General features: G+C 65.9%; 12 protein-coding genes. 5 read left to right on the top strand and 7 right to left on the bottom strand.

Annotation, left to right across the window (positions count from 1 at the left end; translation table 11 throughout):
* Positions 1 to 69: 69 nt before the first annotated feature.
* The 4 genes from QQS14_RS13420 to mltG are packed head-to-tail and all read left to right on the top strand — an operon-like array spanning position 70 to position 6,217.
* Complete coding sequence (locus QQS14_RS13420) at positions 70 to 3,603, top strand: FAD-binding and (Fe-S)-binding domain-containing protein (RefSeq protein WP_285907514.1); 3,534 nt, start codon at positions 70 to 72, stop codon at positions 3,601 to 3,603.
* 36 nt (positions 3,604 to 3,639) lie between these two features.
* Complete coding sequence (locus tag QQS14_RS13415) at positions 3,640 to 4,749, top strand: two-component system sensor histidine kinase NtrB (RefSeq protein WP_285907513.1); 1,110 nt, start codon at positions 3,640 to 3,642, stop codon at positions 4,747 to 4,749.
* Positions 4,749 to 5,165: a Holliday junction resolvase RuvX gene (ruvX, locus tag QQS14_RS13410; protein ID WP_285907518.1), complete on the top strand. Its 417-nt coding sequence runs from the start codon at positions 4,749 to 4,751 to the stop codon at positions 5,163 to 5,165. The genes QQS14_RS13415 and ruvX overlap by 1 nt, the downstream gene beginning before the upstream one ends.
* The gene (mltG, locus tag QQS14_RS13405; RefSeq protein ID WP_285907512.1) at positions 5,138 to 6,217 is read left to right on the top strand and encodes an endolytic transglycosylase MltG; all 1,080 of its coding nucleotides are present in this window, start codon (positions 5,138 to 5,140) and stop codon (positions 6,215 to 6,217) included. Before ruvX ends, mltG begins: the two co-directional genes overlap by 28 nt.
* 49 nt (positions 6,218 to 6,266) lie before the next feature.
* Here the strand turns inward: mltG and lepB are convergent, their stop codons facing one another.
* The 4 genes from lepB to QQS14_RS13385 all read right to left on the bottom strand — a co-directional run bounded on the left by lepB (position 6,267) and on the right by QQS14_RS13385 (position 9,414).
* The gene (gene lepB / locus QQS14_RS13400; RefSeq protein ID WP_285907511.1) at positions 6,267 to 7,166 is read right to left on the bottom strand and encodes a signal peptidase I; all 900 of its coding nucleotides are present in this window, start codon (positions 7,164 to 7,166) and stop codon (positions 6,267 to 6,269) included.
* Between the two features lie 82 nt (positions 7,167 to 7,248).
* Positions 7,249 to 8,280, bottom strand: coding sequence for a glycosyltransferase family 2 protein (locus tag QQS14_RS13395; RefSeq protein WP_425607930.1), 1,032 nt, complete (start codon positions 8,278 to 8,280; stop codon positions 7,249 to 7,251).
* Positions 8,281 to 8,282: 2 nt separating this feature from the next.
* Positions 8,283 to 9,206, bottom strand: a complete 924-nt coding sequence (locus QQS14_RS13390) for a PP-loop family protein (protein ID WP_285907510.1) — start codon at positions 9,204 to 9,206, stop codon at positions 8,283 to 8,285.
* Positions 9,207 to 9,216: 10 nt separating this feature from the next.
* Positions 9,217 to 9,414 (bottom strand): ubiquitin family protein, encoded by a 198-nt coding sequence (locus tag QQS14_RS13385; protein WP_285907509.1) that lies wholly within the window; start codon positions 9,412 to 9,414, stop codon positions 9,217 to 9,219.
* Between the two features lie 217 nt (positions 9,415 to 9,631).
* On the opposite strand from QQS14_RS13385, the gene QQS14_RS13380 reads away from it, so the two are divergent.
* Positions 9,632 to 10,003 carry a response regulator gene (locus QQS14_RS13380; protein WP_285907508.1) on the top strand — a complete coding sequence of 124 codons (372 nt, stop codon included), beginning with the start codon at positions 9,632 to 9,634 and terminating at the stop codon, positions 10,001 to 10,003.
* Between the two features lie 116 nt (positions 10,004 to 10,119).
* On the opposite strand, the gene hisA is transcribed toward QQS14_RS13380, so the two are convergent.
* Genes hisA through hisB form a run of 3 tightly spaced genes read right to left on the bottom strand, consistent with a single transcriptional unit; the run spans position 10,120 to position 12,091 of the window.
* Entirely contained in the window at positions 10,120 to 10,854 is a 735-nt protein-coding gene (hisA, locus tag QQS14_RS13375) for a 1-(5-phosphoribosyl)-5-[(5-phosphoribosylamino)methylideneamino]imidazole-4-carboxamide isomerase (protein WP_285907507.1), read from the bottom strand.
* Positions 10,851 to 11,504 carry a hypothetical protein gene (locus QQS14_RS13370; protein WP_285907506.1) on the bottom strand — a complete coding sequence of 218 codons (654 nt, stop codon included), beginning with the start codon at positions 11,502 to 11,504 and terminating at the stop codon, positions 10,851 to 10,853. Before QQS14_RS13370 ends, hisA begins: the two co-directional genes overlap by 4 nt.
* Positions 11,504 to 12,091 (bottom strand): imidazoleglycerol-phosphate dehydratase HisB, encoded by a 588-nt coding sequence (gene hisB / locus QQS14_RS13365; RefSeq protein ID WP_285907505.1) that lies wholly within the window; start codon positions 12,089 to 12,091, stop codon positions 11,504 to 11,506. Before hisB ends, QQS14_RS13370 begins: the two co-directional genes overlap by 1 nt.
* Positions 12,092 to 12,196: the final 105 nt, after the last annotated feature.

The raw sequence follows: 12,196 nt of genomic DNA, 5'->3' as shown, positions 1-12,196 counted from the left end.
TATACTTGCCTTCCACGGGAAAACCACTTACTCAATTCCCCTTCACGAACATCCCGGAGTGTGTCGATCATGGCCCAACTCGGCCCCCATATATCCATTTCCGACGAACAGCTCATCACCCGCGCCCTGGGCGTGGTGGACATGGAGCGCTACCAGCACTGGCCAGAGGACGTGAAAACCCTGGCCTCCACCCTGGCCGCCGAACTGTTCATGGTCCGCTACAACCCCTTCATCGACCCGCAGCTGGTGCGCACCTCGGTGGAGCGGCGGCTGAACATGTCAAAACCCATGCTCTCCAAGGGGTTTGCCAAGATCCTGTCCACGGGCATCGACCTGTTCTGGGAGAGCTTTGACGCGGATCAGGCCTTTCGCGACACCCTTATCGAGCGCCTTGGGGCCTTCATGCCCCGCGAGGCCATCGGCGACGCGCCCAACTGTCGCATCGAATCGGCCACGGACGCCACGGACCTGCGCATGGAGCTGCCGCTTTTGGTGCTCTTCCCCGAGACCGAGGCGCAGATCAGGCAGGTGGTGCGGCTGGCCAATGAACTGCGCTTCGGCATCATCCCGCGCGGGGGCGGCACCGGGCTGACCGGCGGGGCCATCCCGGCCCTGGGCCGCTGCGTGATTCTCTCCCTGGCCCGGTTCAAGCGGATCATCGACATCGACCCCGAGACGCGGACCATCACCGCCGAGTCGGGCGTGATCACCCTCGACGCCATCAGAGCCGCGGCAGAGCAGGGGCTGCTCTTCACCGTGGACCCGGCCTCCAAGGCGGGCTCGTCGTTGGGCGGCAACATCTCCGAGAACTCGGGCGGGCCGTTCGCCTTCGAGTACGGCACCACCATCGACACCATCCTGAGTTATCGCATGGTCACACCCGACGGCGGGCTGATCGAGGTGCGGCGCAGGGACCACCCGCGCCACAAGATATACACCGACGAGGTGGCGGTCTTCGACATTTTCGACGAGCACGGCGCGTTCATGGAGACGGTCAGCCTGCACGGCGGCGAGATACGGGGTGCGGGCCTGGGCAAGGACGTGTCCAACAAGTTTCTGGGCGGCCTGCCCGGGGTGCAGAAGGAGGGTGTGGACGGCATCATCACCCAGGCCAGCTTTGTCTGCTACCCGATTCCGGTCCACTCGCGCACCCTGTGCCTGGAGTTCTATGGCCGGTCCATGAAGAACGCCATGTATGTGATCAAGGATGTGGTCGGCCTGCGCGACACCATCCGCAGCCAGGGCGATCTGGTCAAGATATCGGCCCTGGAGGAGTTCGGGCCGAAATACGTGCAGGCCATCGAGTATCAGGCCAAGTCCATGCGCTACGAGGGCGACCCCATCTCGGTGCTCCTGCTCCAGCTCGATTCCGACAACAAGGCCGCCCTGGACGACGCCTGCCGGACCATCGTGGCCCTGGCCCAGCCTTACGAGGGCGTGGACATCTTCACCGCCCGCGACCAGCGCGAGGCCGAGCTGTACTGGGAGGACCGGCACAAGCTCTCGGCCATTGCCAAGCGCACCTCGGGCTTCAAGGTCAACGAGGACGTGGTCATCCCGCTGGAGGTCATCCCGGAGTTCTCGGATTTCCTCGAAGACCTGAACCTCATCTATCTGGCCAAGATTTATCGCAAGACCCTGCACAAGGTGCGCGACATGGAGGGTGTCAACTACGAGGACCCGGACATCCTCGAAGCCCTGGCCCGCGCCCGGGCCATCATCGAGGGCGAGATCACGGCCCGCGACATCTCCGACCAGGAGCAGGACGCCCAGTGCCGCTTCCTCTTCCTCAAGCTGCGCGACGCCTACCCGAGGCTCGACCGCGAGATCAAGGCCATGTGGCAGGAGATGCAGCAAAAGCGCGTCATCATCGCCAACCACATGCACGCGGGCGACGGCAACTGCCACGTCAACCTGCCGGTCAACTCCAACGACCCGGAGATGCTCGCCTCGGCCCACGAGGCGGCCGAGGTGGTCATGCGCAAGGTGCTTGAACTCAAGGGCGAGGTCTCGGGCGAGCACGGCATCGGCATCACCAAGATCGGCTTCCTCGGCGAGGAGAAGATCAAGGCCCTGGCCGCCTACAAGAAGCGCGTGGACCCGGCCGACGTGCTCAACCCCGGCAAGCTGGTGCGCCGCAAGCTGCCCAGCCAGCCCTTCACCTTCTCCTTCAACCGGCTGATCCAGGACCTGGACAAGACCGCCCTCAAGGACAAGGAAGCGCTCATGGCGCTCCTGCGCAACATCCAGGTCTGCACCCGCTGCGGCAAGTGCAAGCAGGTCTGTCCCATGTACCACCCGGCCCGGGGGCTGATGCACCATCCGCGCAACAAGAACATCAGCCTGGGCGCGCTCATCGAGGGCATCTACTATTCGCAGGTCCAGTCGGGCGAGCCGTCGCCGCGGCTCATGGCCCAGCTGCGGGATCTCATGGACCACTGCACGGCCTGCGGCAAATGCACGGCCGTCTGTCCGGTGAAGATCGACTCGGCCGGGGCGGCCCTGTCCCTGCGCGCGTTCCTCGATTCCAAGGGCAAGTCCGGCCATCCGCTCAAGCAGATCGTCCTCAAGACGCTGGCCCGCAACCCGTCAGGCAGCCTGCCGGTCACGGCCAAGGCCCTGGCCGTGGGCCAGACCATTCAGGACAAGACCCTGGGGCTGGTGCCTGCCCGCTGGCTGTCGCGCTTCGAGTCCCCGATCCTCTCGGGCCGCAGCCCCAACATGGACTTTCGCAACCTGCACGAGGTGCTGGAGCTTGGGGCCGGATCGGTGCTCAAGAACAGCCAGGCCGCCCGGGACGAGACCGTGCTCTACTTCCCGGGCTGCGGTGCAGCGCTCTTCTCGCGCTCCATCGGCATGGCCACGGTCTATCTGCTGCTCAAGGCCGGGGTGAACGTGGTCCTGCCCGACCGGCACATGTGCTGCGGCTATCCACTCCTGGCCAGCGGCTGCGAGGAGGCGTACAAGACCAACCGCCACCGCAACGTGCGCGAGTTTCTGGACCTGCTGGTCAAGACCGGCAAGGCGGGGCTCAAGGCCACCACGCTGCTCACCGTCTGCGGCACCTGCCGCGAGTCCCTGGGGAGCTACGATTTCTCAGGCGAACTGGTGGACCCGCTGGCGCATCTCGACGCGGTCCAGTTCCTCATGGACCGGCTGCCCGCGTTGGCAGGAAGCGGGCCGGTCCTGTACCACGCGGCCTGCCACGCCGAATGGGTGGACGTGCCCAAGCTCAAGGCCGCCGAGATGTACCGTGCGGGCCTGTCCCGGCTCACCGGGACCGAGGTGGCGGTCTCGCCCGGCTGCTGCGGCGAGTCCGGCCTCGGGGCCATGACCAGCCCGGCCATCTACAACCGGCTGCGCGAGCGCAAGCAGACGCAGCTGCGCACCGACCTGGGCGACGACCGGACCCGGCCCATCGTGGTGGGCTGCCCGTCGTGCAAGGTGGGCATCAAGCGGTCCATGCTCCAGATGAAGCGGCCCAACCGGGTCATGCACACCGTGGAATACCTGGCCGAGTGCCTGGGCGGGCGCAAGTGGCGGCGCGAGCTCAAGACCCTCATGGAAGGCGTGGAGCGCAAGGGCGCTGATCGATTGCCATAATCCCCGGCCCGTGTCATATTCAAGGCCGGGAACATCATGGAAAAACTCGTCCAAGCCATCCTTGCCAATCTGCCGGTGGGCCTGATCATCATCGGTCCCGACGGCCGCATCGTGGAAGTCAACAGGGCGGCCTGCGAGATCATGGGCTGCTCGCTGCAAACCTTCAGGGCCAGCACCTGGGGTGAACTGTTCCTGGCCGACGGGGAGAACGACGAGTTCTCCGAGGTGGTCATCGAGGCGATCCAGAAGGAGACGCCAAGGACCGAGCGGGTCACGCCCTATGTCACGCCCGACGGGGTGCGCAAGTTCCTCTCGGTCATTTCCTCGGCCCTGCGCGAGGAGGGCAAGATCACCTCCCTCGTGGTGCTCATCGAGGACATGACCGAGCTGACCCTGCTCAACCAGCGCGAAAAGGACATCCTGGCCCAGAACCACCGGCTGGCGGCCGAGCGGGCTCAGAGCCTCATCGCCTTTGCCCGGTCCGTGGCCCATCAGATACGCAACCCGGTCACGGCCATCGCCGGCTTCGCCCGCCTGCTCCAGCGAAGCGCGGACGAGGCCGCCCGCCAACCCCTTGAAGCCATTGCCGAGGAGACCCTGAAGCTTGAGACCATGGTTCGGTCCGTGGCCGACTACAGCGCCATCAGTGTGGGCCAGATCGTCCAGGTCAACCTGTGGGTGGTCATTGAGGAGGCCAAGCACCGCATCGAGGATCACCCGGCGGTGAAGAACAGGGGCATCGTCTGGAAGACCGATTGCCCGGACATGAACATCCGCGTGGATCGCGACCTGATGATCCAGGCGCTTTCCGAAATCCTGCTCAACAGCGCCGAGTTTGCCGGGCCCGGGGCCGAGGTGACCGTCTGCGCCATGGATCGCGACGGCGGGGTGACCATCACCGTGACCGACGATGGACCCGGCTTCACTGACGAGGGACTTGAGCTGGCCTTCGACCCCTTTTATACCACCAAGACCGTGGGCGCGGGCATGGGCCTGACCCGGGCCAAGCGAGTGGTGGGCGAGCATCAGGGCTCCATCACCGTTGCCAATGCCCAAGGCGGCCACGCCCGCGTGAGCATCCATCTGCCCATGGGCGGGGCAGATGTGGTGGCCGCTGAGACACGAACAGCCCGGGGAGCGGCATGATGCGCGCCCTGGGCATTGATTTCGGCCTCAAGCGGGTCGGGCTGGCCCTGAGCGACCCCCTGGGCATCCTGGTCTCGCCCCACCGGACCCTTGAGCGGACCACGCGCCAGACGCTCTTTGACGCTCTGCTGGAAATCATTCAGAATGAATCCGTGGAGGCCATCGTGGTGGGGCTGCCCCTCTCCCTGAACGGCGAGGACACCCTGACCACGCGGCAGGTGCGCAACTTCGCCCAGAGCCTGGGCCGCCGAACGGCGGTGCCCATCCACCTGATGGATGAACGGCTGACCTCGGCCCAGGCCGAGGAGGAACTCAACGCCGCAGGCCTCCGCGGCACCAAACGGAAGATGGCCCTGGACAGCCAGGCGGCCGTCATCATCCTGCGCTCATGGCTCGAAAAAGAACGATCCTCCTGACCCTTGTCGGCCTGACCCTGCTGGCCGCCATCACCCTTGGTTGCTACAAGGGCCATAATCTGTGGCTTGACCACCGGTTCCGCACCGTGCCGCCCGAGACTCCTGGCCGCGAGGTGATCTTCCGGGTGGAGCCGGGCCAGCCCTTTTCGGTCATCGCCGCCGGGCTCCGCTCGGACGGACTGATCACCGACAGCCGCCGTTTTCTGACCATGGCTGTGAATGAGGGCAAGACTGCCTCCATCCGGGCAGGGGAGTTCCTGCTGCACACGGGCTGGACGCCGGACAAGGTTCTGCATGAGCTGACCACCTCGGCCGGGATCATGCGCCGGGTGGCCGTGCGCGAAGGTTTGACCTGGTGGCAGACCGCCCAGGTGGTGGAAGAGGCCGGTGTGGGCTCGCGCGAGGCCTTTGCCGCGGCCGTGAGCGACCCGGAACTGCTCGCCGGGTTCGGCATCCGGGCGGACACCGCCGAGGGGTATCTCTTTCCCGAAACCTACCTGATCACCCCGCCGCGCGGCGATCATTCGCGGGCCATGGCCGAGCTGATGATCAGGGAGTTCTTCGTCAACGCGGCCAAGGTCTGGCCCGATGGCCTGCCGGGCTGGGACGAGCTGCACCGCACGGTGATCATCGCCTCCCTGGTGGAAAAGGAGACAGGAGTGCCCTACGAGCGCGCCCGCATCGCCGGGGTCTTTCACAGTCGCCTGAAAAAGCGCATGCTCATCCAGGCCGATCCGACCATCATTTACGGTCTGGGTGAAGCCTATGACGGCAAAATCGCCAGGAGCCACCTGCGCGACCCGGACAATCCCTACAACACCTACGTCCACCGGGGGCTGCCGCCCGGTCCCATCTGCTCGCCCGGCCTGGAGGCGCTGCTGGCCACGGTCAACCCCGAGGAACACGATTATCTCTATTTCGTGGCCAAGGGGGACGGCTCCCACCAGTTCAGCAAGACCCTGGAGGAACACAACCGGGCCGTGGTCAAATACCAGATCAGGCGTCCGGCCAACTATCGTTCCACCCCCGTACCCCTCGGCCAGGATCAGTAGACCGGACTGGCCCTGGCCGCGCCGACGGGAAGATCGCGAGCCCGGGCGGTCAGCGGACCGGCTCGCCCAGGCGGGCTGACCAGCCCCGGTCATCGGCCGCGCCGGGCAGGTAGATGTAGAGGGCGCGGGTCACGATCCGCTCCCGCTGCACCGGCCCGAGCCAGCGCGAGTCATGGGAACGCTCCCGGTTGTCGCCCAGCAGGAAGTATTCGCCGGGGCCGAGCCGCAAGGGTCTGAAGCTGTCGCGGCCCGGGACCATGGAGCGGCCCACGTGCCGGGCGTAGGGCTCGGCAAGGGCGCGGTCGTCCACGAACACCTGCCGGGCGTCGATGCGCACGGTCTCGCCGGGCAGGGCCACCACCCGCTTGACAAAATGCTGTCCGCTCGCCTCATCCACGAACACCACCACGTCAGCGCGCCTGATCGCATCGTCCGGCTTGAGCCGTGCGGACATGAATCTGTCGCCCACCAGCAGGGTGGGCTCCATGGAGCCGGACGGCACCTGAAAGTTCTGAAAGAATCGGCTCTTGACCATCCGCTCGCCCGCCACCCCGACCCCGCTGCTGAGCAGCACGGCCAGAATGTAGACCCACCAGCGGTTGAGCCGTGTCAGTCGGAGTCCGCCGCGCCGGGCCGTGCGATAAGCCTCGGCCGCTGCCAGCAGGTTGAAGGCGAGGAGCCCGGCCATGGCCGTGGCCAGCCCGGCAAAGGTGTCCATGATCGGAATCAGAATCAGGGCCGCCGCCACCTCGGCCGAGAAAAAGGCCAGCCCCTTGCGCCACTGGCCGTTGTAGAGCTGGCCTGCGCCCGTGGCGATCAGGGAGAGGAGTGCAGCAAGCCAGGGTCTGCGCCGCGTTTCCCTATGGCCGGGCCAGTCGGGGCCGTCAAAGGCGGCGTCTTGGCCGACAGGGTGGGGATCGTTTTCGCGCGGGGCCTGGGGTCGGGGCATGGGGACTCCCTTTCGGTGTGCCGGGGCGGCGGTCGCCCCGACCGATCATGCCAGAGAGGCCCGGATATGGGAAGTGGCCGGGTCAGGCCACCGGCAGGTAGTCGCGGCCCAGGACATGGCCGCGCTGGTGCAGGAACTGGGCGATGTCCTCGCGCGCGCCCCGGCTGGCCACATAGGGCAGACAAAAGGCGCGGCCCGGCGGCGGCACGGCGTCGCGGGAACGGACCTCCACCCCGCCCACCACATGGCCGATCTTGCGCGGGTCCACATCGTAGTAGGCCGCGAACCGGATTCCGTGCTCAAGGAGCATGTCCGCCCGCTTGCGCGTGGTCCGGCCCGAGCCGAGGATGTGGACCTCGGGATGAAGCGGATTGTGCCGCGCCAGCCAGCGGGCGAGATAGTCCGACTTGAGCCGGTAGAACGCCTCGACCCGGTAGCGCGGGTGGGTGCGCGACAGCCGTTCGGGCGGGTCGTTCCAGATCATGAGCTCGGCATCCACCTTGGCCATGTGCACCCCGGTGTCGAGCCAGCGCAGGAGCAGATCGTAGTCCTCGGGAAAGTCGCCGTCGCGGTAGATGCCGTGGTCTGCGAGACACTGGTGCCTGCACATGATGGAGGGGTTGGGCACCGGGAATTCCACGAACCGGTTCAGGCTGATGGCCTCATGGGTCAGCAGGGTGTTGGTCCAGTCCACATACCGGGCGTATCCCGCGCTGCCCTGGCGGTCCCCGCCAAAACGAATGCGGCAGCCGACCAGCCCGACCTCGGGCCGCTCGTCGAGCAGCCGGGCCTGGGCGGCCAGTCGGTCGGGCAGCATCTCGTCGTCGGCGTCCATGCGCGCGACGTAACGCCCGCAGGCCAGGGAAATGGCCGTGTTGGCGGCCGCGATCACCCCGCCATGGGCGGCGTGGACCACCCGCACCCGCCTGTCGCGCCGGGCGAATTCGTCCAGGATCGAGCCCGTGGCATCGCGGCTGCCGTCGTCCACGGCCACCACCTCGATATCGCCCAGGGTCTGGCCCAGGACGCTCTCCATGGCCCGGGCCACGGTCGTTTCGCAGTCCCGGCAGGGCATGGTCACGGTGACGACCGGATCGTTCATGGTCAGGCCCATGCTCAGGCCTCTGCCGCCTTGGCCTTGCTCTCGCGCACTGCGGCCTTGATGCGGCAGACAGAGCAGGTGCCCGCGCTGGTGGGCGAACCGCACTCGATACACGGGGCCAGGGGCTCGCCGATCTCCTGCTCGCGGGCGGCGAAGGCGGGTTTTCCGTTCTTCAGAAAACCCTGGTAGAATTGGAACTTCTGGCCAGGGCTGCGGTGCTCCAGCTCGCCCCACAGCTCCTTGTGGCTGGTGAAGCTCGCGCCCGAGGCATAGGGGCAGGGGTCGGAGTGGATCTCGATGTCCTTGAGGAAGGCGTAGTTGGCCGTCTCGAATTCGCTCAAGCGAAACAGGGGCTTGACCTTGCGCGTGAACCCCTGGCGCGCGGGCAGCACCGGCCCCTGGTCCGAGAGGTAGGCCGTGTCCCAGCGCAGGGTGTTGGCAAAGAGCCGGGCCACCTCGTCGTCCAGGTTGTGGCCCGTGGCCAGGGCGTCGTAGCCGCCCTCAAGGGCGATGCGGTTGAAGTGGTGGCGCTTGATGCGGCCGCAAACCGAGCACACCGGCCGTTTGACATGCTCCTTGATGTCCGGGATGGGCAATCCTTCCTTTTCCATTTCGAGCACCTGGAGGGAGAGGCCGTGTGCGGTGCAGAAGTTCTCCACCTTGGCCCGGGCCTTTTCCGAGGAGCCGGGAATGCCGAGGTCGATGTGCAAGCCGGTGACGTCATAGCCCTGGAAGGCCAGTTCGAGCATCAGGGAGAGGGAATCCTTGCCGCCGGACAGGGCCACCAGGATGCGCTCGTCATGGGTGAACATCTTTTCGCGGCGGATGGCGGTCTCCACCTGGCGGGTGAAGAAGATCGGATAGCACTCGGCGCAGAAGCCGGAGTGGTGGCTGGGCAGCGAGACGCAGGCGAGTTGTTTGCAGCGTGAGCATTTCATGGCGTCGTCCCTATCCCGCGGAGGTCACTTTGCGGACCATGAGGGTTTCACCGGGGTTCAGACGGCGGTCAGGGGTGAGCAGCTGGCCGTCGCGGGCCACGATGGCCATGGTGGAACGAAGCTTGAGCCGGTTGAGGACGGCCAGCACGGTTTTGGTTCCGTGCAGTTCGATCACCTCATTGTCCGGCTCCAGGTGGATAGTGATCATGGGGGGCTCCTTTCGCCAGCCATTTGACAGCCAGCGGGTGAGGCGGACCCTACCCGCGATGGCGACCGAGTTCAAGGAAAGATGGCCTTGGCGGCCCCATTGGCGGGGCCTTGGACGGGTCACATGATTATTGGACAAAAAGACGCGCCGTGTTGTTGACCCGGTTCGGGATAATCTATTAGGGTGGAAGCTAGGGTAAATTCCCAAGGAGGATTCCATGAGCCAACCGACGATACTCGTGGTCGATGACGAAAAGCACATACGCATGCTCTACCGGGAGGAACTGGAAACCGAAGGCTACACCGTGGCCACCTCGGACGGCGAGGAGGACATCCTTGATGTCGTCCATCGCGAGAAACCGACCATCATCATTCTCGACATCAAGCTGGGCGTCAACCGCTCCGGCCTTGACCTGCTCCAGGAGATCCGCGCCGAGGACCAGCAGATACCCGTGATCCTGTCCACGGCCTACGACTCCTTTCAGCATGACCTCAAGTCCATCGCGGCCGACTACTACGTGGTCAAGTCCGTGGACCTGACCGAGCTCAAGGACAAGGTCAAGATGGCCCTGAACAAGGCCCGCGCCTGACGGGTGACTCTTTGGCCCGCGACCGGTCCTGCTGATCGGCTTCGCGCGTCAGCCGGAAACGAAGCGACGCTCCCCGGACCGGTCCGGGGAGCGTCGCCGTATTCTTGAAGAGTAGGTCAGCTGGCCTGGGCGTCGATCCAGGCATTGGCCTCGCGCACGTCCAGGGTGCCCACATAGATGGCCCGGCCCGAGATGGCTCCCTCAAGCCCATTGGCGCACAGCGGGTGCAGGGCCTTGATGTCGTCAAGGGTGTGCACTCCGCCCGCCGCGATGACCGGAACGCTCGTCTTGGCGCACAGGGCCTCAAGACCGGCCACGTTGACCCCGGTCTGCATGCCGTCGCGGGCGATGTCGGTGTAGACGATGAAGCGGATGCCATCGGCCTCAAGGCGGGGCAGCACGTCGTCCATGGTCAGCCCGGCGTCCTCGACCCAGCCCTTGGTCTTGAGCCTGCCGCCCACGGCATCAAGGGAGACGCCGATGCGGCCCGGCAGCGTCCGGCACAGCTCCGAGAACAGGTCCGGCGACTCCAGGGCCATGGTGCCGATGATCAGCCGATCCACCCCGGCCTCGATATATTTCTGCGCGGTGGCGATGTCGCGGATGCCGCCGCCGAGCTGGACCGGTATGTCGATGGCGGCGCAGATGGAGCGGATCAGCTCGAAGTTGCGGGGCAGCCCCGAGAACGCGCCGTCAAGGTCCACCACGTGCAGGAAGCGGGCGCCGTGATCGGCCCAGCGGCGGGCTTGCTCCACCGGATCGGCGGCAAAGACCGTGACCTGGTCCTCCCTGCCCTGGGCGAGGCGGACGCACTGGCCGTCCTTGATGTCAACTGCGGGAAAGAGAATCATAAACCAAGTTCCATGAGTTTTTCCTCGATGCCGTCCGAGGCGAGGCGGGCGGCAGTCACCCACGCGCCGCCGCGGTCCGCGAACTTGCGGGCCGTGAACAGGTTTTCCAGGAGCCCCACCTGGGTCTCTTCGTACCGGGCGCGGGTCATGCGCTCGTTCTTCACGTCGATGAGGTAGAACTCCAGGGCCACCGAGGCGGCATTCGTCACGCCGCCGGAAGTGCCTTCGCGCTCGCGCCAGTGGGTGACCTGGGGCACCAGCAGCATGTCCGCCTGGATGCACTTGCCCACGCCGAGCCAATACTTCCACGCCGAGAGCTTGGGCATGCCCGACTCCTCGAAGACCACCAGCTCCTGGCAGGAGACCAGCGAATCGGGCGTGATGAAGTCATAGACCTGATGGCGGTGCAGGGTATCGATGAGGACCGAATCCAGGGCCGAGAGGGTGCCGTCGGGCACGGGCCTTCCTTCTTCCTCCAGGTATCCGGCAAGAATCTGCCAGTTGTAGATGGGGTTGGTGAACCCGGCCACGGCCAGCTTGCCCTCGGGCCTGGGCACGGCCGCCGTGCGCTGGGGCGTGCCGCAGCCAGCCATGACGAGCAGGACAAGGCACAGGGCCACGGCCGTGGAGATAAGGCGTGTGCGTCGCATCAGTCGAGACTCCCTTTGGTGCTGGAAACGCCCGAACGCCCGACCCGGACGGCCTGGGCCAGGGCGATGCCCAGGGCCTTGAAGGCGGCTTCAAGCAGATGGTGGCCGTTTTGGCCGTATTCGAACGAGACGTGCAGGTTCATGCCTGCCTTGTAGGCGAAGGATTTGAGAAATTCGCGCCAGACGTCCTTCTCGTCACCGGCAATGATGTCCGGCAGCAGCGTGTCGTCATAGACGATATAGGGTCTGCCCGAGAGATCGATCACCACCTCGGCCAGGGCCTCGTCCATGGGCACCTTGGCCGAGGCAACGCGGACGATGCCGCCCTTGTCGCCCAGAGCCTCGGCCAGGGCCTGCCCGAGACACAGCCCGATATCCTCCAGGCTGTGGTGCGAGTCGATTTCCAGGTCGCCCCGGCAGGTGAGATCAAGGTCGAACCCGGCCCAGAAGGCGGCCAGGGTGAGCATGTGGTCGGCAAAGCCGATGCCCGTGTCCACCGCCACCCGGCCCTCGCCGTCGAGGGTCAGCGTCAGGCTGATGTCCGTTTCCTTGGTGGCTCTCTTGACCGTGGCCGTGCGTTTGCCCATGGCCCTCTCCTTCGTGTTGCGCGGGATGCGGTGTCACTCTCCGGGCGAGAGTGTATAGCAAAACTCTAGAAAAGGAAACCGGGCAGTTGCGGCTTGCGCCTCGCG

This window comes from Pseudodesulfovibrio pelocollis, from assembly GCF_030282845.1.
Classification (GTDB): domain Bacteria; phylum Desulfobacterota; class Desulfovibrionia; order Desulfovibrionales; family Desulfovibrionaceae; genus Pseudodesulfovibrio; species Pseudodesulfovibrio pelocollis.
The sequence above is the reverse complement of the archived record's forward strand: the minus strand, read 5'-3'. Positions and strand labels throughout refer to the sequence as shown.